Origin of the sequence: Fictibacillus sp. 26RED30 (genome assembly GCF_015903845.1) — a bacterium.
In the GTDB taxonomy this organism is placed as follows: Bacteria; Bacillota; Bacilli; order Bacillales; family Fictibacillaceae; genus Fictibacillus; species Fictibacillus phosphorivorans.
Genome location: NZ_JACZDV010000006.1, coordinates 1 through 25,412 on the forward strand (window position 1 = coordinate 1; position 25,412 = coordinate 25,412).

Annotated in this window: 44 protein-coding genes; 2 read left to right on the plus strand and 42 right to left on the minus strand. The window is 42.2% G+C overall.

The window, feature by feature from the left end; all coding sequences use genetic code 11:
• Positions 1 to 176: 176 nt before the first annotated feature.
• The gene (locus IHV11_RS19385) at positions 177 to 401 is read right to left on the minus strand and encodes a hypothetical protein (protein WP_231618441.1); all 225 of its coding nucleotides are present in this window, start codon (positions 399 to 401) and stop codon (positions 177 to 179) included.
• Between the two features lie 147 nt (positions 402 to 548).
• Between IHV11_RS19385 and pdaB the strand changes: the two genes are divergently transcribed.
• Positions 549 to 1,310 (plus strand): polysaccharide deacetylase family sporulation protein PdaB, encoded by a 762-nt coding sequence (gene pdaB, locus IHV11_RS19390; protein ID WP_197192135.1) that lies wholly within the window; start codon positions 549 to 551, stop codon positions 1,308 to 1,310.
• 22 nt (positions 1,311 to 1,332) lie between these two features.
• On the opposite strand, the gene IHV11_RS19395 is transcribed toward pdaB, so the two are convergent.
• Positions 1,333 to 1,953, minus strand: a complete 621-nt coding sequence (locus tag IHV11_RS19395; protein WP_197195973.1) for a KinB-signaling pathway activation protein — start codon at positions 1,951 to 1,953, stop codon at positions 1,333 to 1,335.
• 148 nt (positions 1,954 to 2,101) lie between these two features.
• Between IHV11_RS19395 and gerD the strand changes: the two genes are divergently transcribed.
• A complete protein-coding gene (gene gerD / locus IHV11_RS19400) occupies positions 2,102 to 2,731 on the plus strand; it encodes a spore germination lipoprotein GerD (protein WP_197192137.1) in 630 nt (209 codons plus the stop codon).
• A gap of 30 nt (positions 2,732 to 2,761) precedes the next feature.
• On the opposite strand, the gene IHV11_RS19405 is transcribed toward gerD, so the two are convergent.
• The 40 genes from IHV11_RS19405 to rpsJ form a co-directional block, all read right to left on the minus strand.
• Positions 2,762 to 3,811: a P-loop NTPase gene (locus IHV11_RS19405; protein ID WP_197195974.1), complete on the minus strand. Its 1,050-nt coding sequence runs from the start codon at positions 3,809 to 3,811 to the stop codon at positions 2,762 to 2,764.
• 298 nt (positions 3,812 to 4,109) lie between these two features.
• On the minus strand, positions 4,110 to 4,835 hold the full coding sequence (gene cwlD, locus IHV11_RS19410; protein ID WP_197134160.1) for an N-acetylmuramoyl-L-alanine amidase CwlD: 726 nt from the start codon (positions 4,833 to 4,835) through the stop codon (positions 4,110 to 4,112).
• Positions 4,836 to 4,907: 72 nt separating this feature from the next.
• A complete protein-coding gene (locus IHV11_RS19415) occupies positions 4,908 to 5,348 on the minus strand; it encodes a DUF2521 family protein (protein ID WP_197134163.1) in 441 nt (146 codons plus the stop codon).
• Between the two features lie 336 nt (positions 5,349 to 5,684).
• Positions 5,685 to 6,077: a 30S ribosomal protein S9 gene (gene rpsI, locus IHV11_RS19420; protein WP_066237857.1), complete on the minus strand. Its 393-nt coding sequence runs from the start codon at positions 6,075 to 6,077 to the stop codon at positions 5,685 to 5,687.
• Between the two features lie 16 nt (positions 6,078 to 6,093).
• Positions 6,094 to 6,531 (minus strand): 50S ribosomal protein L13, encoded by a 438-nt coding sequence (gene rplM / locus IHV11_RS19425; RefSeq protein ID WP_066237860.1) that lies wholly within the window; start codon positions 6,529 to 6,531, stop codon positions 6,094 to 6,096.
• 151 nt (positions 6,532 to 6,682) lie between these two features.
• Positions 6,683 to 7,435: a tRNA pseudouridine(38-40) synthase TruA gene (truA, locus tag IHV11_RS19430; protein ID WP_197195975.1), complete on the minus strand. Its 753-nt coding sequence runs from the start codon at positions 7,433 to 7,435 to the stop codon at positions 6,683 to 6,685.
• Between the two features lie 23 nt (positions 7,436 to 7,458).
• Positions 7,459 to 8,256 (minus strand): energy-coupling factor transporter transmembrane component T family protein, encoded by a 798-nt coding sequence (locus IHV11_RS19435; RefSeq protein ID WP_197134169.1) that lies wholly within the window; start codon positions 8,254 to 8,256, stop codon positions 7,459 to 7,461.
• A 1-nt stretch (position 8,257) separates the two neighbouring features.
• Entirely contained in the window at positions 8,258 to 9,124 is an 867-nt protein-coding gene (locus IHV11_RS19440; protein WP_197195976.1) for an energy-coupling factor ABC transporter ATP-binding protein, read from the minus strand.
• The gene (locus IHV11_RS19445) at positions 9,109 to 9,939 is read right to left on the minus strand and encodes an energy-coupling factor ABC transporter ATP-binding protein (protein ID WP_197134175.1); all 831 of its coding nucleotides are present in this window, start codon (positions 9,937 to 9,939) and stop codon (positions 9,109 to 9,111) included. The genes IHV11_RS19440 and IHV11_RS19445 overlap by 16 nt, the downstream gene beginning before the upstream one ends.
• Positions 9,940 to 10,134: 195 nt before the next feature.
• Complete coding sequence (gene rplQ / locus IHV11_RS19450) at positions 10,135 to 10,497, minus strand: 50S ribosomal protein L17 (protein WP_066237878.1); 363 nt, start codon at positions 10,495 to 10,497, stop codon at positions 10,135 to 10,137.
• Positions 10,498 to 10,555: 58 nt separating this feature from the next.
• Positions 10,556 to 11,500 (minus strand): DNA-directed RNA polymerase subunit alpha, encoded by a 945-nt coding sequence (locus tag IHV11_RS19455; protein WP_066390697.1) that lies wholly within the window; start codon positions 11,498 to 11,500, stop codon positions 10,556 to 10,558.
• A 143-nt stretch (positions 11,501 to 11,643) separates the two neighbouring features.
• Entirely contained in the window at positions 11,644 to 12,039 is a 396-nt protein-coding gene (rpsK, locus tag IHV11_RS19460; protein ID WP_066237883.1) for a 30S ribosomal protein S11, read from the minus strand.
• 20 nt (positions 12,040 to 12,059) lie between these two features.
• Entirely contained in the window at positions 12,060 to 12,425 is a 366-nt protein-coding gene (rpsM, locus tag IHV11_RS19465) for a 30S ribosomal protein S13 (RefSeq protein WP_066390695.1), read from the minus strand.
• A gap of 21 nt (positions 12,426 to 12,446) precedes the next feature.
• Complete coding sequence (rpmJ, locus tag IHV11_RS19470; protein WP_007203526.1) at positions 12,447 to 12,560, minus strand: 50S ribosomal protein L36; 114 nt, start codon at positions 12,558 to 12,560, stop codon at positions 12,447 to 12,449.
• Between the two features lie 35 nt (positions 12,561 to 12,595).
• Positions 12,596 to 12,814, minus strand: a complete 219-nt coding sequence (infA, locus tag IHV11_RS19475; protein WP_066237890.1) for a translation initiation factor IF-1 — start codon at positions 12,812 to 12,814, stop codon at positions 12,596 to 12,598.
• Entirely contained in the window at positions 12,807 to 13,130 is a 324-nt protein-coding gene (locus tag IHV11_RS19480) for a KOW domain-containing RNA-binding protein (RefSeq protein WP_137792243.1), read from the minus strand. Before IHV11_RS19480 ends, infA begins: the two co-directional genes overlap by 8 nt.
• Positions 13,131 to 13,144: 14 nt before the next feature.
• Positions 13,145 to 13,891, minus strand: coding sequence for a type I methionyl aminopeptidase (gene map, locus IHV11_RS19485; RefSeq protein ID WP_197134178.1), 747 nt, complete (start codon positions 13,889 to 13,891; stop codon positions 13,145 to 13,147).
• Positions 13,888 to 14,541, minus strand: coding sequence for an adenylate kinase (locus IHV11_RS19490; protein WP_066390692.1), 654 nt, complete (start codon positions 14,539 to 14,541; stop codon positions 13,888 to 13,890). Before IHV11_RS19490 ends, map begins: the two co-directional genes overlap by 4 nt.
• Positions 14,542 to 14,609: 68 nt before the next feature.
• Positions 14,610 to 15,911 (minus strand): preprotein translocase subunit SecY, encoded by a 1,302-nt coding sequence (gene secY, locus IHV11_RS19495; protein ID WP_197134181.1) that lies wholly within the window; start codon positions 15,909 to 15,911, stop codon positions 14,610 to 14,612.
• On the minus strand, positions 15,911 to 16,351 hold the full coding sequence (gene rplO, locus IHV11_RS19500; protein WP_197134184.1) for a 50S ribosomal protein L15: 441 nt from the start codon (positions 16,349 to 16,351) through the stop codon (positions 15,911 to 15,913). The genes secY and rplO overlap by 1 nt, the downstream gene beginning before the upstream one ends.
• 31 nt (positions 16,352 to 16,382) lie before the next feature.
• On the minus strand, positions 16,383 to 16,571 hold the full coding sequence (rpmD, locus tag IHV11_RS19505; protein WP_066237910.1) for a 50S ribosomal protein L30: 189 nt from the start codon (positions 16,569 to 16,571) through the stop codon (positions 16,383 to 16,385).
• 14 nt (positions 16,572 to 16,585) lie between these two features.
• Complete coding sequence (gene rpsE / locus IHV11_RS19510; protein ID WP_066237913.1) at positions 16,586 to 17,086, minus strand: 30S ribosomal protein S5; 501 nt, start codon at positions 17,084 to 17,086, stop codon at positions 16,586 to 16,588.
• Between the two features lie 14 nt (positions 17,087 to 17,100).
• Entirely contained in the window at positions 17,101 to 17,463 is a 363-nt protein-coding gene (rplR, locus tag IHV11_RS19515) for a 50S ribosomal protein L18 (RefSeq protein ID WP_066237916.1), read from the minus strand.
• Positions 17,464 to 17,494: 31 nt separating this feature from the next.
• Positions 17,495 to 18,034: a 50S ribosomal protein L6 gene (rplF, locus tag IHV11_RS19520; protein ID WP_066390685.1), complete on the minus strand. Its 540-nt coding sequence runs from the start codon at positions 18,032 to 18,034 to the stop codon at positions 17,495 to 17,497.
• Between the two features lie 24 nt (positions 18,035 to 18,058).
• Complete coding sequence (gene rpsH / locus IHV11_RS19525) at positions 18,059 to 18,457, minus strand: 30S ribosomal protein S8 (protein WP_066390683.1); 399 nt, start codon at positions 18,455 to 18,457, stop codon at positions 18,059 to 18,061.
• 32 nt (positions 18,458 to 18,489) lie between these two features.
• On the minus strand, positions 18,490 to 18,675 hold the full coding sequence (rpsN, locus tag IHV11_RS19530) for a 30S ribosomal protein S14 (protein WP_066390681.1): 186 nt from the start codon (positions 18,673 to 18,675) through the stop codon (positions 18,490 to 18,492).
• A 24-nt stretch (positions 18,676 to 18,699) separates the two neighbouring features.
• On the minus strand, positions 18,700 to 19,239 hold the full coding sequence (rplE, locus tag IHV11_RS19535; RefSeq protein WP_066390678.1) for a 50S ribosomal protein L5: 540 nt from the start codon (positions 19,237 to 19,239) through the stop codon (positions 18,700 to 18,702).
• Between the two features lie 26 nt (positions 19,240 to 19,265).
• Positions 19,266 to 19,577, minus strand: coding sequence for a 50S ribosomal protein L24 (gene rplX, locus IHV11_RS19540; protein ID WP_066294477.1), 312 nt, complete (start codon positions 19,575 to 19,577; stop codon positions 19,266 to 19,268).
• A 57-nt stretch (positions 19,578 to 19,634) separates the two neighbouring features.
• Positions 19,635 to 20,003, minus strand: coding sequence for a 50S ribosomal protein L14 (gene rplN, locus IHV11_RS19545; RefSeq protein WP_066237936.1), 369 nt, complete (start codon positions 20,001 to 20,003; stop codon positions 19,635 to 19,637).
• A gap of 45 nt (positions 20,004 to 20,048) precedes the next feature.
• Positions 20,049 to 20,312 (minus strand): 30S ribosomal protein S17, encoded by a 264-nt coding sequence (rpsQ, locus tag IHV11_RS19550; RefSeq protein ID WP_066390676.1) that lies wholly within the window; start codon positions 20,310 to 20,312, stop codon positions 20,049 to 20,051.
• 22 nt (positions 20,313 to 20,334) lie between these two features.
• Positions 20,335 to 20,538, minus strand: a complete 204-nt coding sequence (gene rpmC, locus IHV11_RS19555) for a 50S ribosomal protein L29 (protein WP_066237940.1) — start codon at positions 20,536 to 20,538, stop codon at positions 20,335 to 20,337.
• Entirely contained in the window at positions 20,528 to 20,962 is a 435-nt protein-coding gene (rplP, locus tag IHV11_RS19560) for a 50S ribosomal protein L16 (protein ID WP_066237943.1), read from the minus strand. The genes rpmC and rplP overlap by 11 nt, the downstream gene beginning before the upstream one ends.
• A gap of 2 nt (positions 20,963 to 20,964) precedes the next feature.
• On the minus strand, positions 20,965 to 21,624 hold the full coding sequence (rpsC, locus tag IHV11_RS19565; protein ID WP_066237945.1) for a 30S ribosomal protein S3: 660 nt from the start codon (positions 21,622 to 21,624) through the stop codon (positions 20,965 to 20,967).
• Positions 21,625 to 21,627: 3 nt separating this feature from the next.
• On the minus strand, positions 21,628 to 21,969 hold the full coding sequence (gene rplV, locus IHV11_RS19570; protein WP_066237948.1) for a 50S ribosomal protein L22: 342 nt from the start codon (positions 21,967 to 21,969) through the stop codon (positions 21,628 to 21,630).
• 19 nt (positions 21,970 to 21,988) lie between these two features.
• Positions 21,989 to 22,267 (minus strand): 30S ribosomal protein S19, encoded by a 279-nt coding sequence (rpsS, locus tag IHV11_RS19575; protein ID WP_066237951.1) that lies wholly within the window; start codon positions 22,265 to 22,267, stop codon positions 21,989 to 21,991.
• Positions 22,268 to 22,324: 57 nt separating this feature from the next.
• On the minus strand, positions 22,325 to 23,155 hold the full coding sequence (gene rplB / locus IHV11_RS19580; RefSeq protein ID WP_066390675.1) for a 50S ribosomal protein L2: 831 nt from the start codon (positions 23,153 to 23,155) through the stop codon (positions 22,325 to 22,327).
• Between the two features lie 28 nt (positions 23,156 to 23,183).
• A complete protein-coding gene (gene rplW, locus IHV11_RS19585; protein ID WP_137792245.1) occupies positions 23,184 to 23,471 on the minus strand; it encodes a 50S ribosomal protein L23 in 288 nt (95 codons plus the stop codon).
• Positions 23,471 to 24,094: a 50S ribosomal protein L4 gene (gene rplD, locus IHV11_RS19590; protein ID WP_066390669.1), complete on the minus strand. Its 624-nt coding sequence runs from the start codon at positions 24,092 to 24,094 to the stop codon at positions 23,471 to 23,473. The genes rplW and rplD overlap by 1 nt, the downstream gene beginning before the upstream one ends.
• 17 nt (positions 24,095 to 24,111) lie before the next feature.
• Positions 24,112 to 24,750, minus strand: coding sequence for a 50S ribosomal protein L3 (gene rplC, locus IHV11_RS19595; RefSeq protein ID WP_197195977.1), 639 nt, complete (start codon positions 24,748 to 24,750; stop codon positions 24,112 to 24,114).
• Between the two features lie 49 nt (positions 24,751 to 24,799).
• On the minus strand, positions 24,800 to 25,108 hold the full coding sequence (rpsJ, locus tag IHV11_RS19600; protein ID WP_053356198.1) for a 30S ribosomal protein S10: 309 nt from the start codon (positions 25,106 to 25,108) through the stop codon (positions 24,800 to 24,802).
• Positions 25,109 to 25,412: the final 304 nt, after the last annotated feature.

A 25,412-nucleotide genomic window follows, 5' to 3' on the forward strand; every position in this document is an offset into this window, starting at 1 on the left:
AGTGTGTCGCTCGTTTTGGCGACTTTTATAAGATACCACCGTTGGCTAGTTGATGTCAACTGCTTTTTTTAGTGATTCTTAATTTGTTTATTTCGTTTGTTTCAGCCGCTGTAAAAGCGACAAGAAGTAATATACCACCTTCTTAATAATATGGTCAATAGTTTTTTTGAAAAAAGTTAATTTCTTTGTTTTCGCCTTAAATATCTTCTGCAATCAGAAGGCTTAGCGAATCTGCAGAACAAACGATAAATGATCTGATACCGCTCTTCTAATACAGTTTTTACAATGGCATCAATCTTATTGTCTTCAAGATCAACCCTTAGTTCTTCCATTTCCTTTTTTAACACATATTCAAACTCAGAAAGCTCTTGATGATTTAACAGCATCCCTACCAAAGACAATAGACGACACCCCTCTTATTTTTTCTTTTACCATTATGGCCATGAAAAGTCAGAGTTAATATTTTATAGGAATGTCTAAATTTTCGGTATATCTTGTCCCTTTCATCATAGATATTTTGTAAGGAAGATGGACAGGGGGTAGATTTTATGAAATTTTTCTTTGTTATTAACGGCAAGAAAATGAAACAATACATGGTTGTTGTGTTTGCAGCTTTCTTTGCTGCCTCACTTGCATTTGTAGGACAGCAGCAACTATCTGTGTTTTCATCTAAAGATGGACCCCGTGCGATTTATAAGGGAGAAGACCAAGGAAACAAAGTATCTCTCACGTTTGATATCAGCTGGGGCGACAAACGGGTCACACCGATCTTAGACGTCTTAAAGGAAAAGGGCGTAAAAAACTGTACCTTTTTCCTATCAGCCGCTTGGGCTGAACGTCATCCTGAAATCGTCGAACGTATTGTAAAAGATGGTCATGAAGTAGCTAGTCTCGGTTATCAATACAAAAGCTATACAGATTGGGAAGATAAACAAATCAAGCGGGATATCCTTTTAGCTCAGGAGAAAATTAAGAAAGTATCCGGGAAAATGACTTCTCTCATACGACCGCCAAATGGGAATTTTGATGAGCGTGTTTTGAACATCTCTGAAGACCTCAACCACACGGTAGTTCATTGGAGCATCGACACGAAAGATTGGAAGAACCCTGGAGTAGATCGTATTGTTACAACTGCTACTGATGAGACGAAAGCAGGAGACATCATCTTGCTTCATGCATCGGATTCTGTTAAACAAACGCATAAAGCACTTCCAACTATTATTGATAAACTCCGCGACGATGGCTTTAAATTTGTGAGTGTAAGTGAGATGATCGCGAATACCGAGGCCAACAGTAAAGAAGTTAACTGATGAATGAAAAAACGCCCCTGCCTTATAAGGCAGTGGGCTTTGTTTGTTTAGATGATTTAGATTGATTTGACTGCAACAGTCGATGCAGCATTAAAATTTGATACGTGTTACAAAGCATGATCGGAACAAAGCCCATCCATAGTGAAAGGGTATTGTTTTCTTTTAACACCGGCACCCATTCTAAGATGGTTACGACTGTAATAAAGAAAAGCGTTGGGATGAACGCTACACTCGATGTTTGTTTTACTTTTACATATGCAATGACCAATCCGTAAGCTAAAATCGCAAGCGGAATAAGAATGTAGTTAACGAGGCTGTCGCCTTCCTTGTGAAAAGATGTATATCGTAAATAGAACAGATCGAAAAGTACGACCGCAATCAATACAAGTTGTACTCCGTTCCAAAGGCGATGACTTTTAAAAATACCAAGGCCAAAGCGATGAACCGTTAAATACGCAAAAAAGCCCATCTGACTAAATACACTGAACAACGCGCCAAAACCGATCAGTCCAAAAATATATAGAAGTACTTCTAAAGCGCTGCTGTCCTCAGGAAACTTTAATATAAGACCAACTGTGATTGCACTGACAATCCCAATTAATAATGTGGTAAAGAATAAAAAGATCCAACTTCTAATTTTCACGCGTGTTTTCCCCCTCTAACATGCTCCGTAACGATTGTACCAATGTCTATTTTAAATTGCCAGTTTTCCTTTAAATAACCAGTATAAATACGTGCTAAAAATCAATCCTATAAGTATCGAGCTCAACTTGAAAGGAGGAGGAATTCAAATGAAAAAAATATACATTTTCCTCTTTTGTATCTCTTTTGCTGTTCTTTCGGGCTGTGCTCAAGAAGCCCAAGGCAGTTCACAGGTCGATTACGAAGCAACGAAAAAGATGCTTGTCGATCTATTGAAGACAGATGAAGGAAAAAAAGCCATTAAAGAAGTTCTATCAGATAAAGAAATTCAACAAGATATACTCATTGATCAAGAAGTCATCAAACAGACGATTGAAAAGCAGCTTCTTTCTGAAAAGGGCCAAAAGTTTTGGCAGACCCTTTTTAAAGATCCGAAGTTCTCAGTAGCTTTTGCGAAAAGCATGCGAAAAGAACATGAGAAATTGATGAAGGATTTAATTAAAGATCCTCAGTATCAAGCAGAAGTGATGAAGATCATGCAGAACCCGCAAATGGCAGAAAAATTATTATCCCTCGTTGATACACAGCCAGTTAGAAAAGAAATGAAAAAAGTGATGCTTGAAACGTTTGAGAGTCCAATCGTACAAGCTCAAATTCAAGAGATGTTAAAGAAAGTGGCTCATGAAGAAATTGATCAGTCCATCTCGAAAAAAGGAAAAGAAGCTTCATCATCTGGCGGCGGACAAGAGCAACAAGAAGAGTCCACAAGCCCGCAATAAAAGCCTCCCGACAACCGGAAGGCTTTTTCTTTAATTTGTTTTATCAATGATTTTCTTTGCCATCTGAATGTAGTGTTCACCGATTGGATGTGTTTGGTCATATACACTTGGCGCAAAATCATCTTCTTTTATTTCAGGCTGACCAAGCGGTATTTGGCCAAGCAACGGTACATTTAACTCTTCTGCTAAACGCTTTCCGCCGTCTTTACCAAATACATATTCCTTCTCACCTGTTGATCCGCTTTGGAAATAAGACATGTTCTCAACGATACCAAGCACTTCATGGTTTGTCTTGATCGCCATCGTTCCCGCTCTAGCTGCTACGAATGCTGCTGTAGCATGGGGTGTTGTTACGATTACTTCTTTACACTTCGGAAGCATCTTATGAACATCCAGCGCCACATCACCTGTACCTGGCGGCAAGTCTAGAAGAACATAGTCTAGATCTCCCCATTCTACTTCGCTGAAGAAATTCATGAGCATCTTCCCGAGCATCGGTCCACGCCAGATAACAGGTGCGTTATCTTCTACGAAAAATGCCATAGAGATTACTTTTACATCAAAACGCTCAACCGGAAAGATGCGGTCGCCTTTTACTTTCGGACGTTCTGTAATTCCCATCATATCTGGAACACTGAATCCGTAAATATCTGCATCGATCAATCCGACCTTTTTCCCAAGTCTCGCAAGAGCAACAGCTAAGTTGACCGAAACCGTTGATTTCCCTACCCCGCCTTTACCACTAGCAATCGCGATAAATTGAGTCTTGCTGTTTTCGGAAAGAAGAGTAGTTGGTGCAGTCTGGTTCGCTGCTTCACTTGGGTTTACAGCCGTAATATCGTCTCTTTTTTCGAAACGAAGTCCGACAGATTCCGCTCCAGCGTTTTTCAAAACTTGAACGATCTGCTGCTGCAGCTGCATTTGTTCGGGCGTTCCTGTATGTGCTAAGCCGATTTTCAGCCCCACATATCCTTCTTTTATCTTCAACTCACGGATACTCCCTGAGTCGACCATGCTTTTATGTAAATAAGGGTCTTGAATAGGACCTAACAGCTCGATGACTTTTTCTTCTGTAAGCACATAGACACATCCTTTACCTGTAAAATTCCTTTTCAGTATATCACAACCCCCACCGACAATCATGTAAGCGGTTTTTTAGATGTGTGAATTTCACTCAAACGAGGAAGGTCGCTAAAGTATGTACGAGCACTTACTGTCGACTTTTATGAAAATACTGTCCACTTATTGAAATTTACTGTCCATTTTCAAAGAAATACTGTCCACTTTTACATATTTACTGTCCACTTCGGTATTTTTACTGTCCACTCCAAATTACCCGCCCAAAAAGCGAGCACATGAAAATAGAGAAACACCCCCTCTAATCAAGAGGAGATGTTGGTGGTGTTTCATTTGTATAAAATCGTAGCATACCTTGGTAGATCGATGCCGCTATACTTTTTTGGTACGATTCTGTTTTTAACAGCTCGCGTTCTGATGGATTGGATAAGAAGCCGACTTCGACTAGCGCTCCTGGCACTTCTGCAGTCCGCAGCAAGTATAAACCTTCTATGGATTTTGCAAACCGATCCGTATTATTTAGATTTCTTTTGATTTCGTCTTGTATAAATTTAGATACGGCTTCTCCGTCTTCTTTTCCGGGATGATAAAAGACTTGAGCGCCTCTCCACCTGGATGAAGGCAAAGAATTTAAGTGAATCGAAATAAATAAGTCCGCATGATTTTCGTTAATAATTTTTTTTCGCTCTTTTAAATCTTCCCATTTGCGATGTCGCAGTTTTTTTGTACCTTCGTCCGCGAGGTCCGTGTCTGTTTCACGTGTCATGATGACAAGTGCTCCCGCTTCTTGTAAATAATCTCGAAGCAACATGGAAATGTTTAATGCGATCTCTTTTTCAAGAACTTCTCCATCACCAACAGCACCACCGTCAGCACCGCCATGGCCTGGGTCGATTACGATAATCTTTCCAGAGAGCGGCATGTTCCACGAGCGCCACGAATCATCATCTAAAAAATGATAGGTGAAAATAAAGATAAGGACAGCGCATCCAAGTGCAAATGCGGCTCCCTTCACCCACTTCTTCATGTTTTGTCCCCCTATACAAGCCATATATCACTATGTATATGGGACAAGAAGAAATTTATAACTGTTTAGCGATTATTGCAACTTCATTCGGTAGCGTTTTTCACCGTTTTTGTAGCCTTCCATCCACCAAATATGAACGAATGCCTCACAGCAAAGATGAAGGGATTCCATCATCATTTCTGTTCCCCAGCACCAGAACTGCCAATATTCAAAAAGGCCATCTGCGATTGCCTGTTGTTTTGCATATGCTCTTTCCTTAATCTTTTCTAATGTTTCTCCATGATACGCAAATCGGCTGTAGCCTGCACCTAAGAGATAAGAATCGATCGCCATATCGATGCACGCATCTTCAATGTCATTTTGATAAAGAAGCGAGTATTGAAAAAATGGTTGAAACAAACGCTGAAATTCTTTTTTTATGGTAGCAAGAGATAAGTCCCGAAGTACTTTTCGCTCGAACGTTTCTTTTTTGAAGCGTTGCTTTTCTTTAAAGTTGTTTAATACGATTGCCATTAATACCTCCCCTTTCATCATGTTGTGTTTTCCATATCTATATTTTCTCCAGAGATGGCTTCACGACACTTCATAAAAGATGGGAATAACTCTTTATGGCATTATGGAGGGGAAAAAGGCAGGGCACGATAAGATCTGCGTTAGACTTAATTTTTTCGTTTTTGACTTAATTATTTTAAATTAGACTTAATTATTTGGATTAAGACTTAATTTTTCACGATTAAAGGCTTAATGGTTCGGAATTAGACTCAATCTTCTCGAACTAGACGCAATTCACAAATAAAAAAACCCCGCTCTCTAAAAAAGAGAACAGGGTTTTGAAAAACGTAATAGAAATTAACGTTTTGAGAACTGAGGTGCACGACGAGCGCCTTTAAGTCCGTACTTCTTACGCTCTTTCATACGAGCGTCACGAGTAAGGAATCCAGCTGCTTTAAGAGAACCGCGGTACTCAGGATCTGCTTCAAGAAGCGCACGAGAGATACCGTGACGGATAGCTCCTGCTTGTCCAGTGTATCCACCGCCATGAACAGTAACTAATACGTCATACTTGTCAGTTGTTTCAGTTGTGTTAAGTGGTTGCTTAACGATAAGCTTTAATGTTTCTAATCCGAAAAATTCGTCAATGTCACGTCCGTTGATTACGATACGGCCTTCACCAGGAACTAATCGTACACGCGCTACGGAGTGCTTACGACGTCCAGTGCCATAATATTGTACTTGTGCCACGTAAATACCCTCCTTTTTATCCGCGTAACTCGTAGTTTTCAGGTTTTTGTGCTTGGTTGTTGTGCTCAGCTCCAGCGTAAACGTGAAGCTTTTTGAACATTTGGCGACCAAGGCTGTTCTTTGGAAGCATACCTTTGATTGCTAGCTCAAGCATTTGAACTGGACGAGTTGTACGCATTTCTAATGCAGTTCTCGTACGCAGTCCACCTGGGTGACCAGTGTGGCGGTAGTAAATTTTGTCTGTTAATTTCTTACCTGTTAATTCAATCTTCTCAGCGTTGATGATGATTACGTGATCACCAGTGTCAACGTGTGGTGTATAAATAGGCTTATGCTTACCGCGAAGGATAGATGCAACTTCACTGGATAGACGTCCAAGTGTTTTGCCTTCAGCGTCGATCACAAACCATTTACGTTCTACTTCAGAAGCTTTCGCCATGAAAGTCGTACGCATGTGTTTTCCCTCCTGTATCTTCAATCAAATTTCATTATATTCATGTGAACATTTCCCGAGATATCTACACGGGGCATGTGGACGATATCTGTAGAAATACCAAATAATATCTTATAATATATAAACAACGATGTCAAGCGTATCCTAAATATTATTCCGTTTTATCTTCATATTCTACATGAAAGAGATAGAGTCCGTTTGCCGGAGCTGTTTTTCCAGCGAGCGCACGGTCTTTGCTTTTAATAATCGCTGAGATCTCCTCAGTTTTTCGCTTTCCTTGACCAACTTCTAAAAGTGTACCAACAAGAATGCGAACCATGTTATATAAAAAACCACTGCCTCTTACCTTCAGCGTTAGGACGTTGCCTTCTTCCTCAACATCTAAAGCAAAGATCGTACGAATTTTATCTTCCACTTCCGACTTTGCTGATGAAAATGAGGTAAAGTCATGTGTACCTAAAAATAACGATGCAGCTTGCTTCATATCCTCTACGTTTAAGGAGTAGGGGAAGTGAAACATATGATTTCTTTGAAAAACATCTGGTTGCTTACTTCTTAAAATTTTATAGTGATACTCTTTACCTGTTGCAGAGAAACGAGAATGAAAAGAATCACTGACCATCTCTACTTCTTTTATTAGAATATCATTCGGAAGCATCGCATTCAATGCCTTCTCCCAAGCTTCAGAAGGAATCTCCATGGGTGTATCAAAATGAAACACTTGACCGATGGCATGAACACCCGCATCCGTGCGTCCTGAGGCATAGATTCCTACAGGTTCCCCTTTGTGCATCTTTTGCAGGACGGCCTGAATCGTTCCTTGCACCGTTCTGCCGCTAGGCTGTATTTGGTATCCGGCAAACTCAGTACCATCATAAGCTACGGTTACTTTCATACGAGCCATGTTCAATCTCCTTTTAATTACATTTAATTGCGTAATAAGAATAGCGCAAGAGTCAGCAATGCTAGTAAAAGCAGAGCAAACGTATCACGTTGATGCCACTCTAGCGCTCGAAGTCGCGTTCTGCCTTCACCACCACGATAACCTCTCGCCTCCATCGCAAGAGCGAGTTCTTCAGCCCGCTTAAACGAAGAGACGAATAACGGAACTAACAGCGGTACAAAAGCCTTTGCTCGTTCTTTGATCGGTCCGCTCGTGAAATCAGCACCACGTGCCATCTGCGCTTTCATGATTTTTTCCGTCTCTTGTAAGAGTGTTGGAATAAACCTGAGTGAGATCGACATCATCAATGCGAACTCATGAACAGGAAGTTTCCACTTTTTCAAAGGTCCTAACAAGTGTTCCAAACCATCTGTAATATCGATCGGTGTTGTTGTTAAGGTTAAGAGCGACGTCATCATAACAAGTAATAAAAGCCTTAGGGCAATGAAAATCCCTTGAATCACTCCGCCTTCGTAAATTTCAAGAAAGCCCGCTTTATAAAGCAGGTCGCCTTCTTTTGTTAAGAAGATATGCAAAAGCATCGTAAACACGACAAGTAAAAGAATCGGCTTTAATCCTTTATATAAAAAACGAAGTGGAACTTTTGACAAACTGATCGTTACAAACGTAAAAGCGATTAGTAGTCCATAAGTAAGCCAGTTGTTCGCCAAAAAGACGATAAACAAATAAAAGAAGGCAGCAATGAGCTTCGAGCGGGAATCCATTCGATGAAGTGGAGAGGAAGCTGGGTAATACTGCCCGATAATAACATTCTGCAGCATATTAGTTCCCCCTCTTCTTCAGACTCTGACTAACTTGTTTAGCCAGCTCGTCCACTGTAAACTTCGATAATGCCAGATTCAAACCAGACTTCTCATTCCACTTTTGTAAAAATTGAACGGTCTCTGGCACATCTAATCCGGCTTTTTGGAGAGCTTCTCGCTCACTAAAGATGTCAGTCGGCTTACCATGTAGATACAGTTCACCTTTATGCATCACAGCAATCTCATCTGCGTATCTCGAAGCGTCTTCCATACTGTGAGTAACAAGTATCGTAGTGAGATTATTTCTCTCATGCAGGGAATAGAACAGCTCCATAATCTCAACACGCCCAGCTGGATCAAGTCCTGCTGTAGGCTCGTCCAAGATCAGCACTTCGGGATTCATGGCAAGGACACCTGCAATCGCCACACGACGCATCTGGCCACCGCTTAAGTCAAAGGGAGACTTCTGCAGAACACTCTCGGGAAGCCCAACCATTTCGATCACTTTAGCAGCTGTGAGTAGAGCTGTTTCCTCAGACACACCAAAATTCCGTGGACCAAACATGATATCTTTTTCAACCGTTTCTTCAAAAAGCTGATGCTCAGGATACTGAAAAACAATACCGGCTTTTTTTCGAAGTGATTTTAAATCTTGTTTCTTACCGCCAGCCTTAAGTTCAGTACTGCCCATCTTGATTGAGCCTGCTGAAGGCTTTAATAGCCCGTTAAGATGTTGAATAAGTGTAGACTTTCCAGAGCCAGTGTGTCCGATCAAAGCAAGGAAAGTACCATCCGCGATGTCGAGGTTAATATCGTGCAGGGCACGCCTCTCGAACGGAGTTCCCTCCATGTATCTATGCTCTAGACGGTTTATGCTAATTTCCATAATGCATTCACCAGCTCTTCCTGCGTTAAATAGCTTTTATCCAGCTCCACACCTTGTTGGCGAAGAGCCTCACTTAACTTTAGTGAAAACGGTAAATCCAGACCGGCCGATTTCAAAAGTTCACGCTGCTGAAAAATGTCTTCAGGTACGCCTTCAGCTGCCTTCTCTCCCATTTTCATGACGACAACTCTGTCTGCACTTAGCGCTTCCTCTAAATCATGAGTGATAGAAATGACAGTGATGCCCTCTTTTTCATTCAGTTCGCGCACGGTCTCGATCACTTCAATTCGACCGATCGGATCGAGCATCGATGTCGCCTCATCCAAAACGATAACAGAAGGTTTCTGTGCCAATATACCGGCTATTGCCACTCGTTGCTTCTGCCCACCGGATAATTGATGAGGTTCCTGGTTTAAGAAAGCTTCCATTCCCACTCTCTCTATACTTTCATTGATACGCTTTACCATCTCGTCTCGCGGAACACCGAAATTCTCCAGGCCAAACGCGATGTCATCTTGTACGCTCGTTCCTACAAACTGGTTATCTGGATTTTGAAAGACCATCCCGACAAGTCTTCTTATTTCCCAGATGTCGTCTGGAAGGCCTGTCGTGTACTGTGAGACATATACAGCCCCCTCATTAGGCAACAACAGCCCGTTGAGCATTTTTGCCAACGTGGACTTCCCAGAGCCGTTATGGCCCACGATCGATAGCCATTCCCCTTTGTGTACATCTAACGTTACACCTTTAAGCGTAGGTGTCTCTTCTCCCGGATAATAAAAGGTCACATCTTTAACGGTAATGATGTTTTCCATGTGACATCCTCCTCTTAACTGCTGCTCATTCTAAGCTGCTCTCTGCTCAATTCTAAATTTAAAGCTTTGTTACTTTTAGTGAGGTCAAATTCCCTATCCACTCACGAATTCCTGATACAACTTATAGGTTCAGGATAAAATAAAAAAGGGCAAGATTGTCATTGAAGACTTGATCCCGCCCTTTCATACGTTTTATTAAACTAATTCAATGATAACCATTGGTGCACCATCACCACGGCGAGGGCCGATTTTTGCGATGCGAGTGTAACCACCGTTACGCTCTGCATAGCGAGGTGCAAGATCACTGAAAAGCTTTTGTAGAGATCTTTGTCCAGACTCAGCGTCTGCTACTTCGTTACGAAGGAACGATGCAGCTTGACGGCGAGCATGAAGGTCTCCACGCTTACCAAGCGTAATCATTTTCTCAGCAAATTTACGAACTTCTTTTGCACGTGCTTCTGTAGTTTCAATACGCTCGTTGATGATTAAATCAGTAGCTAAATCACGAAGCATTGCTTTACGAACCGCAGATACACGACCTAACTTTTGGTATCCCATGCTTGTATTCCCTCCTCTGCGCGTTTCTCTCTCGTCTTGAAAAAGCGCGTATTACGAATTAATCGTCAGCGCGTAATGAAAGACCTAGCTCTTCAAGTTTCTCTTGAACTTCTTCAAGAGATTTCTTTCCAAGGTTGCGTACTTTCATCATGTCTTCTTCAGACTTATTCGCAAGTTCTTGAACTGTATTAATGCCAGCACGCTTTAGGCAGTTATAAGAACGAACAGAAAGATCAAGTTCTTCGATCGTCATCTCAAGTACTTTTTCTTTTTGGTCTTCTTCTTTTTCTACCATAATCTCAGCGTTCTGAGCTTGATCTGTTAAGCCAACAAAAATGTTTAAATGTTCGCTAATGATCTTCGCACCAAGAGAAACTGCTTCCTCTGGACGAATGCTCCCATCTGTCCATACATCAAGCGTTAGCTTATCATAGTTTGTTACTTGTCCTACACGAGTGTTTTCCACTTGATAGTTCACACGCGAAATTGGCGTGTAAATTGAATCAACAGGAATTACCCCGATCGGCAGGTCTTCGCGTTTATTGCCTTCTGCCTGTACATAACCACGACCACGTTTAGCATGAAGCTTCATTTGGAAATGAGCTCCTTTTGCTAGTGTTGCGATATGAAGATCCGGATTAAGGACTTCAACATCGCTGTCATGAGTAATGTCGCCAGCTGTTACAACACCGTCACCTTGTACATCGATTTCAAGTGTCTTCTCTTCATCAGAGTAAATCTTCATTGCAAGTTTCTTTAAGTTTAAGATGATGGTTGTAACATCTTCAACTACACCTTCAACTGTAGAGAACTCATGCAATACGCCATTGATCTGAATAGATGTAACTGCTGCACCAGGTAGTGAGGACAACAAGATACGACGCAAGGAGTTGCCTAGTGTAGTCCCGTATCCACGTTCAAGTGGTTCAACAACAAACTTTCCGTATGTGGCATCGTCGCTGATTTCAACCGTCTCAATTCTTGGCTTTTCGATTTCGATCATTCAACTGAACCCTCCTTCAAACGTCGAATCTCGGCTGGAGGTTTCCAGCCGAAATTCCCCATAGGCATTCCGACTTATCATTTACCAAAACTTTCACTATAACCATTATAGACAAGTTATAGAAATATATACCGTGTATATTGTTACACGCGACGGCGTTTTGGCGGGCGGCAACCGTTGTGAGGTACAGGAGTAACGTCACGAATAGCTGTTACTTCTAAGCCTACCGCTTGAAGGGCACGGATTGCTGCTTCACGTCCAGCACCAGGTCCTTTAACGGATACTTCCAACGTTTTCATACCATGTTCCATTGCAGTTTTACCAGCTGTTTCAGCTGCCATTTGTGCTGCGAACGGAGTAGACTTACGAGAACCTTTAAATCCTAGGTGACCAGCAGTCGCCCAAGAGATTGCGTTCCCGTGCGTGTCAGTGATCGTAATGATCGTGTTGTTGAATGTAGAACGGATATGTGCTACGCCGACTTCAACATTCTTTTTGACACGACGTTTACGTGTATTAGTCTTACGTGCTTTTGCCATTTAGAGTTTACCTCCTTTACTTACTTTTTCTTATTCGCTACTGTACGACGAGGTCCTTTACGAGTACGGGAGTTGTTCTTCGTGTTTTGACCACGTACTGGTAATCCACGACGATGACGAACACCACGATATGCTCCGATCTCGATTAGACGCTTGATGTTTAGTGATACTTCACGACGAAGGTCACCTTCCACTTTGTGTCCATCGATGACTTCGCGGATTTTATTTAATTCATCTTCAGTAAGATCACGAACGCGTGTATCTTCAGAAACTCCAGCTCCAGCAAGAATTTGCTGTGCTTTTGTTTTACCGATACCGAAGATGTATGTTAAAGAGATTACTACTCGCTTATCACGAGGAATATCTACACCTGCAACACGTGCCATAATTTTTGCACCTCCTGTATATTAACCTTGTTTTTGTTTATGTTTCGGATTTTCACAGATCACCATTACAGTGCCTCTGCGGCGAATCACTTTACATTTTTCACATATTGGCTTGACTGATGGTCTTACCTTCATTGTTTATAACCTCCTTATGTCACGGAGTACATTGATTATTTAAAACGATACGTTATACGACCACGTGATAAGTCATACGGAGACAATTCTACGGTTACTTTATCCCCTGGAAGAATTCGAATGTAGTGCATACGAATCTTTCCAGAAACGTGCGCTAGAACTTTGTGTCCGTTTTCTAGTTCAACACGAAACATGGCGTTCGGAAGAGGTTCAATTACTGTACCTTCGACCTCAATAACATCATCTTTAGCCATCGACTTGATCTCCCTTCTTCAGAGCAATGACTTTCTCGTCGGAAAACTTCGCTACTGCATAACGCAATTTGCCATTGGTTACACGACCTGTTTCAAGAATGCTTTTAACAACTTCCGGAGAAGTAAAATCCAGCAGCTCTAAGTGGTTTAGGTTCTTACGCTTGGCTCGATCAAACTTTCTCTTGTCACCATCTGCTACGAGGACGAAACGTCCATCGAGAATACCGACAATCACACCTAACCGATCTGCGTCTCTTCCTTTTAGTATCCGAACCAGTTGACCTATGCTCGGTACCGAATCAGATTCGCTTACCATTTCATCACCTTCACTTAGATCTTTGTTAAGATTTCAAAGCCTTCTTCCGTAATGACAACCGTGTGTTCGAAATGAGCACACCATTTGCCATCCGTTGTGACAACCGTCCAGTTATCGGATAATGTTCGAACATAGCGAGTTCCCGCATTAATCATAGGCTCTATTGCTAGAACCATGCCCTTTTTCAGCACCGGCCCTTTACCAGGCGGTCCATAATGAGGAATTTGCGGGTCCTCATGTAAGTCCTGGCCTATTCCGTGTCCGACATATTCGCGAACAACAGAAAACCCTTCACCCTCAGCATACTTTTGTATCTCATGAGAAATGTCAGTTAACCGGGCACCGGCTTTTGCTTTTTCGAGTCCTTTATACAAAGACTCTTCCGTTACATCCAGAAGTTTTTGAGCTTCATCTGAAATCTCGCCAACTCCATACGTCCAAGCGGAGTCACCGTGGTATCCTTTGTACTTCGCCCCAATATCTATAGAGATAATGTCGCCATGGTTGAGTACGCGTTTACCTGGAATTCCGTGCACAAGTTCTTCATTTACAGAAGCACAGATACTTCCACTAAAACCATTATAGTTTTTAAATGAAGGAATTGCACCTTGGCTGCGGATAAACGTATCAGCAATTTTATCCAGTTCCTTAGTAGTTATGCCAGGCTTAATGTGTTTTTTTAACTCTTGATGAGTTAAGGCAACAATGCGACCTGCCTCCCGCATGATTTCAATCTCTCGCGGTGTTTTGCAGATTATCATTTCGCCAATCCCCCAATAAGTTGGTCAATGTCTTGAAAGACTTTGTCGATATCCTGATCACCATTCATGTTTTTCAGGTAACCTTTTTCACCATAAAAATCAAGCAGTGGTTTAGCCTGCTTCATGTTTACATTTAAACGGTTTCGAACGGTCTCTTCATTATCATCTTGACGTTGGATAAGCGTACCGCCGTCTTTATCACATACTCCTTCAACCTTTGGCGGGTTGAATATTACATGATACGTGCTTCCGCATGTTTGGCAAATCCGACGACCTGTTAATCGCTGCATAAGCTGATCAGAATCTACTGAAATGTTTAACACATAATCAATCGTTCTTCCAAGCTCTGTTGTGATTTCTTCCAGTGCTTCCGCTTGGGCAACTGTCCGAGGGAATCCATCTAGTAAAAATCCTTTTTCGCAGTCCTTTTTAGAAAGTCGGTCACGTACGATACCGATTGTAACTTCGTCAGGAACGAGGTTACCCGCATCCATGTACGATTTTGCCTCAAGTCCAAGAGGAGTCTCCTCTTTAATTGCTGCTCGGAACATATCTCCAGTAGAGATATGAGGTATTCCGTATTTCTCAACAATTCTTTCTGCTTGAGTACCCTTACCTGCTCCGGGCAATCCCATTAAGACTAGATACATCTAATCCCTCCATAAATCACAATCGTCTTTTATCAAGAGCATATGGGAAGATGAATCTTCCCGTGCTCTTATTTAATGAAGCCTTTGTAGTGTCGCTTGATCAGCTGACTCTCAATCTGCTTCATGGTGTCAAGTGCCACACCTACAACAATCAGCAAGCTTGTTCCACCAATTTGAATGGCTGGCGGAAGGTTCAAACCTGGAATTGCTGTAAAGACAACTGGCAGGACTGCAACTGCAGCCAGGAAAAGAGATCCAACAAATGTTAATCGATACAGAATTCTTGTTATATAAGTTTGAGTGTTAGCTCCTGGACGAATGCCAGGAATGTATCCACCCTGCTTCTTTAAGTTTTCCGCCATTTGCTCCGGATTTACTTGGATAAACGTATAGAAATACGAGAATCCGATAATAAGGAGCGCATATATAATCATTCCGACTGGTTTCGTGTAGTCAAACGTGTTGATAATCCAAGTCGTAACATCATTCTGTCCGAAGAAGCCGGCAACAGTTCTTGGCGTGATGATCAAGGAAATCGCGAAGATGACCGGGATAACACCTGCTGCGTTTACTTTAATCGGAAGATGAGTTGACTGGCCGCCAACAGGCTTTGTTCCAACGACTCGCTTTGCATACTGAATCGGGATTTTCCGAACACCTTGTTGAATAAAGATAACACCCATAATAATGAGTACAATCGCAAGAGCAAGCAGTACAATCGTTACAATATGCATGAATAACTGATCGTTACCACCTTCAAATTGCGTTGTGAAAAGCTGGTTAACTGCTGTAGGAATAGCTGCGGCAATCCCCGCAAAAATCAGAACTGAAATTCCGTTTCCAATCCCCTTAAGGGTAATCTGCTCACCTAACCACATTAAGAATGCAGTACCTGCAGTTAAAACTAACGCGATAAAAAGATACGTAGACATACTAGGGTTTTGAATAAGTCCTGGGAAAAGATTGTTAAAACCGATAGACATACCGATTGCCTGGATAAAACCAAGAACAATAGTTCCATAGCGAGTGAACTGAGCTAATTTCTTACGCCCAACTTCACCTTGCTTACTCCACTCCGTAAATTTAGGAACAACGTCCATCTGCAGAAGCTGCACGATGATCGATGCTGTAATATACGGCATGATACCCATAGCGAAAATGGAGAAGTTCTGTAAAGCTCCACCGCCAAACGTATTCAAAAAACCAAAAATGTTAGCACTGTCGCCCGTACTGAATTTCAGTACATCACGATTTACGCCTGGTACTGGGATAAATGTTCCTAGACGGAACACTACCAGCATAGCAAGTGTAAACAATATCTTGTTTCTCAGATCACCCACACGCATAATGTTGGAGATTGTCTGGAACATTAGATCACCTCAGTAGTTCCGCCCGCTGCTTCAATTGCTTCTTTAGCAGAAACAGAGAATTTGTGCGCCTTAACTGTAAGCTTAGCTTCTAACTTGCCATTTCCAAGAACTTTAATTCCGTTTTTAAGACTGCTAACTACTCCTGTTTCGATAAGAAGTTCCGGAGTAACTACTGTGCCCTCTTCAAAACGAACTAGCTTCTCAAGATTTACAACTGCATACTCTTTACGAGTAGGGTTTGTGAATCCGCGTTTCGGTAAACGACGTGCTAGTGGATTTTGTCCACCTTCGAATCCAGGTCTAACACCACCGCCTGAACGAGAGTTTTGACCTTTATGACCACGACCACTTGTTTTACCATTGCCTGATCCGATACCGCGACCTAAACGGTTGCGAACTTTACGGGATCCTTCTGATGGCTTCAACTCATGAAGTTTCATCTGAGCACCTCCTCATGATTTATTTATCTTATTAAGCTTCTAATTCTTTCACTGTTAAAAGGTGAGACACCTTGTTAACCATACCGCGGATAGCCGCGTTATCTTCGTGTACAACCGTCTGGTGCATTTTGCGCAAACCAAGTGTCTTAACAACGATACGTTGGTTTTCAGGACGGCCGATAACACTACGAGTGAGGGTGATTTCTAATTTCTTAGCCATCTAAAGTTCCCTCCTTAACCTAAAAGCTCTTGTACTGATTTACCGCGAAGTTTCGCAACGTCTTCAGCACGCTTTAAATTTTTCAAACCTTCGATAGTTGCACGAACCATGTTGATTGGGTTGTTAGATCCAAGTGACTTAGAAAGGATGTCACCTACACCAGCAAGCTCCAATACTGCACGTACAGGTCCACCAGCAATTACCCCAGTACCTTCAGATGCAGGTTTAAGAAGTACGTTACCTGCTCCAAAGCGTCCAATTACTTGGTGAGGAATTGTTGTTTTTACGATCGGTACAGTTACTAAGTTCTTCTTAGCATCTTCAATCGCCTTACGGATCGCTTCTGGTACCTCTTGGGCTTTACCAGTACCGAATCCAACGTGACCGTTTTTGTCACCAACTACAACTACTGCAGCAAAGCGGAAACGACGTCCACCTTTTACTACCTTAGCTACACGGTTAACGGTAACGACGCGTTCTTCAAGTTCAAGTTTGTTAGGGTCGATACGCATCAGGTTCCCTCCTTCGATTAAAATTCTAACCCAGCTTCACGAGCTGCGTCTGCTAATGCTTTAATACGTCCGTGATATAAATATCCGCCTCGGTCAAATACTACCGATTTGATTCCTTTTTCAACTGCGCGCTTAGCGATTTCTTGACCAATCGCTTTAGCAGCATCTACGTTTCCACCGTTTTCTACACTTACACCTTTATCAAGGGAAGATGCAGATACAATTGTTACACCTGCTTGATCATCGATCAATTGAGCATAGATGTGCTTTGTAGAACGGAATACGTTCAAACGAGGACGTTGTGCTGTTCCGCTTACAACGCGGCGAACACGAGCATGTCTTTTCTTACGAGCGACATTCTTATCTGCTTTCGTGATCATCCTTTGCACTCCTTTCCGCTACCTAACGGCTTTATTTACCAGTTTTACCTTCTTTACGGCGAACGAATTCACCTTCGTAACGAATACCTTTACCTTTGTAAGGCTCAGGTGAACGAACTGAACGGATGTTTGCAGCAACTTCACCTACACGTTGCTTGTCAATACCCTTAACGATTACCTTCGTGTTAGAAGGTACTTCGATGTCGATCCCTTGCTCAGGAACGATTTCAACAGGATGAGAGTAACCTACGTTAAGTACAAGCTTGTTACCAGCTTTGGAAGCACGATATCCAACCCCGATAATTTCTAGAGCTCTTTCATAACCGTTAGTTACACCGATAACCATGTTGTTTAGTACGCTACGAGTTGTACCATGCAATGCACGGTGCTCTTTGTGGTCGCTCGGGCGTTCCACAGTAATTTCGTTATCTTGAACATTAATCTTAATGTCAGCATTGAATTTGCGAGAAAGTTCACCTTTAGGGCCTTTTACAGAAACCGTGTTGTCAGTTGCAACATCGATTGTAACGCCACCTGGAACTTCAATCGGTTTGTTACCTACGCGAGACATGTTGACACCTCCATTCGCTATTTATTACCAAACGTACGCTAGTACTTCGCCACCCATTTGTGATTGGCGAGCTTCTTTATCAGTCATAATGCCTTTAGAAGTAGATACGATCGCAATACCAAGTCCTCCAAGTACACGTGGAAGATCAGTTGATTTTGCATAAACACGTAGTCCAGGCTTAGAGATACGCTTAAGACCTGAGATTACACGCTCATTGTTAGAACCGTACTTAAGGAAGATACGAATCATTCCTTGTTTGCTATCCTCTACATATTCCACATCGCGAACAAAACCTTCACGCTTTAGGATTTCTGCGATTTCTTTTTTCATATTAGAAGCAGGAAGCTCCAATTTATCGTGACGAACAGTGTTTGCGTTGCGGATACGAGTAAGCATATCTGCAATTGGATCTGTCATAACCATTACTAGTTACCTCCTTCCCTTTTTTCAGGGTATTACCAGCTGGCTTTTTTAACGCCAGGAATTTGACCTTTGTAAGCAAGTTCTCTGAAACAAATACGGCACAGTTTGAACTTGCGGATTACTGAATGAGGACGCCCGCAACGTTCACAGCGCGTATATTCTTGCACTCCGAACTTTTGCTTGCGTTGTTGCTTAGCAATCATGGATTTCTTTGCCACGGGTAAACCTCCTTTGGCTAAAGGTTATTTTTGGAACGGCATTCCGACTTGTGTAAGAAGCTCACGTGCTTCTTCGTCAGTGTTCGCAGTCGTTACGATAACGATGTCCATTCCGCGAACTTTGTTTACTTTATCATAGTCGATCTCCGGGAAGATCAATTGCTCTTTAACTCCAAGCGTGTAGTTACCGCGGCCGTCGAAAGACTTCTTGGAAACCCCGCGGAAGTCACGTACACGTGGAAGGGAAACGCTGATTAACTTATCAAGGAAGTCATACATGCGCTCTCCGCGAAGTGTAACTTTTGATCCGATCGGCATACCTTCACGAAGTTTGAATCCAGCGATAGATTTCTTAGCACGCGTGATCACAGGCTTTTGACCAGCGATTGCTGTAAGTTCCTCTACTGCTGTATCTAACACTTTAGAGTTGGATACTGCTTCACCAACACCCATGTTGATAACGATTTTTTCGATCTTTGGTGCTTGCATTACTGAAGTGTAATTAAACTTTTCCATTAGAGATGGTAAGATCTCTGCTTTATATCGCTCTTGTAGACGGTTCATTATGTGTCCTCCTTTCACTCTGAGACTTATTTATCTAGGGTTTCACCAGATTTTTTGGCCACACGAACTTTTTTCCCATCAACTACATTGTAGCCTACACGAGTAGGAGCACCAGTTTTAGGGTCAAGAGGCATTACGTTAGAAGCATGAATTGGTGCTTCTTGGCTAAGGATTCCACCTTGTGGATTAGCTTGAGAAGGTTTTGCGTGTTTCTTAACAACGTTCACACCTTCAACAAGCACTCTATTTAGCTTCGGATAAGCTTCAAGGATCACACCTTGTTTACCTTTATCCTTGCCGGAAATAACTTGTACTTTATCGCCTTTTTTCACATGCAATGGCATTGTGATGTTGCACCTCCTTACAAGACAATAAACGCCTTGCTAGTAAATATATTAAAGAACTTCTGGAGCAAGAGATACGATTTTCATAAATTGCTTGTCACGAAGTTCACGTGCTACTGGTCCGAAGATACGAGTTCCTCGAGGACCTTTATCATCCTTAACGATTACAGCCGCGTTCTCATCAAAGCGGATGTAAGATCCGTCGTTACGGCGCATACCACGCTTAGAACGTACCACTACCGCTTTAACAACGTCACCTTTCTTAACAACGCCACCTGGTGTTGCGGACTTAACCGAACAAACGATAATGTCACCAACGTTAGCGTACTTACGACCAGAACCACCAAGAACTTTAATGCAAAGTAACTCTTTCGCACCGGAGTTATCAGCTACTCTTAAACGGGATTCTTGTTGAATCATGCGAATGGACCTCCTTTCGGATATGAGTATAATCCGAACAATTTATTAAATAATTACTGCTTCTTGTACTACTTCAACTAGACGGAATCGCTTGTCTTTAGAAAGCGGACGCGTTTCCATAACCTTTACGATATCGCCAATTTTAGCAGTGTTGTTTTCATCATGCGCTTTTAACTTTTTAGAGTATTTAACGCGCTTGTTATATAAAGTGTGAGTCTTGTAAGTTTCTACAAGCACTGTAATCGTTTTGTCCATCTTGTCAGAAACAACACGACCAGTGTACACCTTGCGCTGGTTACGTTCACTCATTGTGCGAACCTCCTCTCAAGATTTAACCGTTAGTAATCCCAAGCTCTCTTTCACGTAAAACCGTTTTTGCACGGGCAATTGCTTTACGAACTTCACGAATGCGGGCCGGGTTTTCAAGTTGACCTGTCGCTAGTTGGAAACGAAGGTTAAAAAGCTCTTCTTTAAGTGCTTTTGCTTTTTGTTCAACTTCTGCAGTGGTCAGGTTACGAATATCATTAGCCTTCATTTGTGTCACCACCCACTTCTTCGCGTTTAACAAACTTACATTTTACAGGAAGTTTGTGTGCTGCAAGACGCAACGCTTCGCGTGCCACTTCTTCAGAGACACCTGCGATTTCAAACATAACTTTTCCTGGCTTAACTACTGCTACCCATCCTTCAGGAGCACCTTTACCAGATCCCATTCGGACTTCTAGAGGCTTTGCAGTGTAAGGCTTAGACGGGAAAATTTTAATCCATACTTTACCGCCACGCTTCATATAACGAGTCATCGCAATACGAGCTGCTTCGATCTGACGGTTAGTAATCCAGCTAGCTTCAAGAGCTTGCAAACCGAATTCTCCGAAATGAACTTCAGTACCGCCTTTTGCGTTCCCACGCATTTTACCGCGGTGTTCACGACGATATTTAACACGTTTTGGCAATAACATAATTATTTGCCTCCTTCCTCTTTTTTCGTTCCTCTTGTTGGAAGGACCTCACCACGATAAATCCAGATTTTAACTCCAAGCTTACCGTAAGTTGTGTCTGCTTCAGCAGTACCGTAATCGATGTCTGCACGAAGTGTGTGAAGAGGAACTGTACCTTCACTATAATGTTCAGCACGAGCGATATCAGCTCCGCCAAGACGGCCTGACACTTGTGTTTTGATACCTTTCGCACCCATACGCATTGCACGTTGGATCGCCTGCTTCATAGCACGACGGAAAGATACACGGTTTTCAAGTTGACGAGCGATGTTTTCAGCTACTAGCTTAGCATCAACGTCAGCTTGTTTGATTTCAAAGATGTTTACGTGAACTCTTTTACCAGTGATGTCGTTAAGGGCTTTACGAAGTGCTTCAACTTCAGATCCACCTTTACCGATAACCATTCCTGGTTTAGCAGTTTTGATTGTGATATTCACACGGTTAGCTGCACGTTCGATTTCAACACCTGATACAGCAGCGTCTTTTAAACGCTTTTCAATATAAGAACGGATCTTAAGGTCTTCATGTAAAAGATTAGCGTAATCCTTTTCAGCGTACCATTTTGAATCCCAGTCACGGATGACGCCAATACGTAGACCTATTGGATTTACTTTTTGACCCACGTCTTAACCCTCCTTCTTTTCAGAAACAACGATTGTGATGTGGCTAGTACGTTTGTTGATACGGCTTGCGCGACCCATCGCACGAGGACGGAAACGCTTAAGAGTAATACCTTCATCAACGAACGCTTGCTTAATCACCAAGTTGTTCGGTTCCATTTCATAGTTGTGTTCTGCGTTTGCGATAGCAGACTTAAGCACCTTTTCAATTACAGGAGAAGCTGCTTTAGGCGTCAAACGTAGAATCGCAAGTGCCTCACCTACTTGCTTGCCTCGAATCAAGTCGATTACGATGCGAGCTTTACGAGGAGCAATACGCACTTGTTTAGCAATTGCTTTTGCTTCCATTTTGTGTACCTCCCCTCAATTAACGTCTTGTTTTCTTATCATCAGCTGCATGGCCTTTGTAAGTACGAGTAGGTGCAAACTCACCTAACTTGTGACCGACCATATCTTCTGTACAATAAACCGGCACGTGCTTACGACCATCATAAACAGCGATTGTGTGACCGATGAAGTCAGGGAAAATCGTAGAACGACGAGACCAAGTTTTAACTACTTTCTTGTCGTTAGATTCATTAAGTGCCTCGACCTTTTTCATCAAGTGGTCATCTACAAAAGGCCCTTTTTTCAAACTGCGACCCATTTGAGAACCTCCCTTTGTGTTTGCGCTACGGCTCGATTGAACCGTAGTACAATCACATTATTTTTTGCGACGACGTACAATGTACTTGTCAGTTTGGCTATTTTTCTTACGAGTTTTATATCCAAGAGTTGGTTTACCCCATGGAGACATTGGTGATTTACGTCCGATTGGAGCGCGTCCTTCACCACCACCGTGTGGGTGATCGTTAGGGTTCATTACAGAACCACGAACTGTTGGGCGGATACCCTTCCAACGAGAACGACCTGCTTTACCAACGTTCACAAGTTCATGCTCTAAGTTTCCAACTTGACCGATAGTTGCACGGCAAGTAAGAAGGATCATACGAACTTCACCAGAACCTAGACGAACTAGCGCGTACTTTTCTTCTTTACCAAGAAGTTGAGCTTCAGCACCAGCTGAACGAGCTAATTGTCCACCTTTACCAGGCTTAAGTTCGATGTTGTGAATTGTAGAACCTACAGGAATGTTAGCTAATGGAAGTGAGTTACCTACTTTAATATCAGCTTCAGTACCGGACATGATTTCTTGCCCTACTTTAATTCCTTTTGGAGCTAAGATATAACGCTTCTCACCATCTGCATAGTGGATTAGCGCGATGTTAGCCGTACGGTTTGGATCGTATTCGATTGTAGCAACGCGACCTGGTATTCCGTCTTTGTTACGTTTGAAATCGATGATACGATACTTACGCTTGTGTCCTCCACCTTGGTGACGAACAGTTAGTTTACCTTGGTTGTTACGCCCAGCTTTTTTGCTAAGTGGAGCAAGCAAGGATTTTTCTGGTTGGTCAGTTGTAATTTCAGCAAAGTCAAGCTGAGACATGTTACGACGACCGTTAGTTGTCGGTTTAAACTTTTTGATACCCATTGTAATTTCCCTCCTTTACGAGTTCTTTTTAAACTCCTTCAAAAAAGTCGAGTTCTTTGCTTTCTGGAGTTAATGTAACTACTGCTTTTTTACGTTTAGAAGTGTAACCAGTATGACGGCCTACACGCTTGAACTTACCTTTGTAGGTAGCAGTGTTTACAGATTGAATTTTTACGCCAAAGATTTCTTCTAGTGCGCCTTTGATTTGAGTCTTAGTAGCACGAGGATTAACTTCGAACGTGTATTTTTTGTCAGCCATTATTTCAGTAGAACGCTCTGTAATAACGGGGCGCTTAATCACATCACGAGCTTCCATTATGCGAGCACCTCCCCTACTTTTTCCACAGCGTCTTTAGTCATAAGAAGCTTGTCGTGGTTTAACACGTCAAGAACACTAACGCCGTTAGCCGTAACAACTGTTACGCCAGGGATGTTACGTGCAGACAATGCAACAGCGTCATTGTAATCAGCAGTTACAACTAATGCTTTACGATCTGCGGATAGATTTGCAAGAACTTGCATCATTTCCTTTGTTTTAGGAGCTTCGAATGCAAGACCTTCTAAAACGATTAAGTCGTTATCTAGAACCTTAGAAGATAGCGCTGATTTAATAGCTAAGCGACGAACCTTCTTTGGTAATTTGTAAGAATAGCTTCTTGGTGTTGGTCCGAAAACCACTCCACCGCCAACCCATTGTGGAGAACGGATAGATCCTTGACGAGCACGTCCAGTACCTTTCTGTTTCCAAGGCTTGCGTCCACCACCAGCAACTTCAGAACGGTTCTTTACATCGTGCGTTCCTTGGCGCTGTGATGCTTGCTGCATAATAACAGCGTCAAAAAGCACGCTTTTATTTGGTTCAATACCGAAAACGGAATCGTTTAATTCGATATCGCCAGCTTGAGTACCATCTTGTTTAAATAATGCTACTTTTGGCATCAGATTGTCCTCCTTCCTTATTTAGCATCCTTTGCTTTAACAGCAGAGTTAATTGTAACGTAGCTCTTTTTCGCTCCAGGTACGTTACCTTTGATTAGTAGAAGATTACGTTCTGCATCAACTCTTACAACTTCTAAGTTTTGTACAGTTACTGTATCTCCGCCAGTACGTCCAGGTAATGCTTTCCCTTTGAAAACACGGTTAGGGTCAACTGCACCCATTGAACCAGGACGACGGTGGTAACGGGAACCGTGGCTCATTGGCCCGCGTGATTGCCCGTGACGTTTGATAACACCTTGGAATCCTTTTCCTTTAGATGTACCAGTAACGTCTACAGCGTCACCTTCTGCAAAAATGTCAGCTTTGACTTCCTGACCAACTTCGTATCCCGTAACATCAACATTACGGAATTCTTTAACGTAGCGCTTAGGGCTCGTGCTAGCTTTAGCAGCATGTCCTGCTTGTGGCTTGTTAGTACGAGAGTCTTTTTTATCATCAAATCCAAGTTGGATAGCTTCGTAGCCATCATTCTCAACGGATTTCTTTTGAAGAACAACGTTAGGAGTTACTTCTACTACAGTAACTGGAATTAGATCTCCGTTTTCTGCGAAAACTTGAGTCATACCAATTTTTCTACCTAAGATTCCTTTGGTCATTCGTCACACCTCCTATTAATAAGTAAAATATTTATAAGCAAACGTGAAATTATAGTTTAATTTCGATGTCTACACCAGACGGTAGATCCAAACGCATTAACGAATCAACTGTTTGTGGTGTTGGCTCGATAATATCGATCAAGCGCTTATGAGTACGCATTTCGAACTGCTCACGAGAGTCCTTGTACTTATGAACCGCACGAAGGATCGTGTAGATCGCTTTCTCAGTAGGTAGTGGGATAGGACCTGATACCTTTGCTCCTGAACGCTTAGCAGTTTCTACGATTTTTTCAGCTGATTGATCAAGAATTCTGTGATCATACGCCTTTAAACGGATACGAATCTTTTGCTTTGCCATTTTTTTCCCTCCTTTATTCGCCTATTTTGATAAACAGACATTGCTCCGCGGAAATTCAACCTGATATCACCAGCCATGGCAAAGGGGCCTAGTGTGTCAGCAACCTTCCGGATCATCGCAGTGAATGACCAACATTACTTATTATAGAGAAAAGCAATGCCCAATGCAAGTGTTATTTGCATTTATTTATTGCTAATCGCACTTTTTCTATTATAGAGACTTTATCAGGAGATTTCAACTTCCTTTTTCTTCTTTTGCATATTTGAATGTGTTTCTTCTATATATATAGAAGAAATGCGATTGG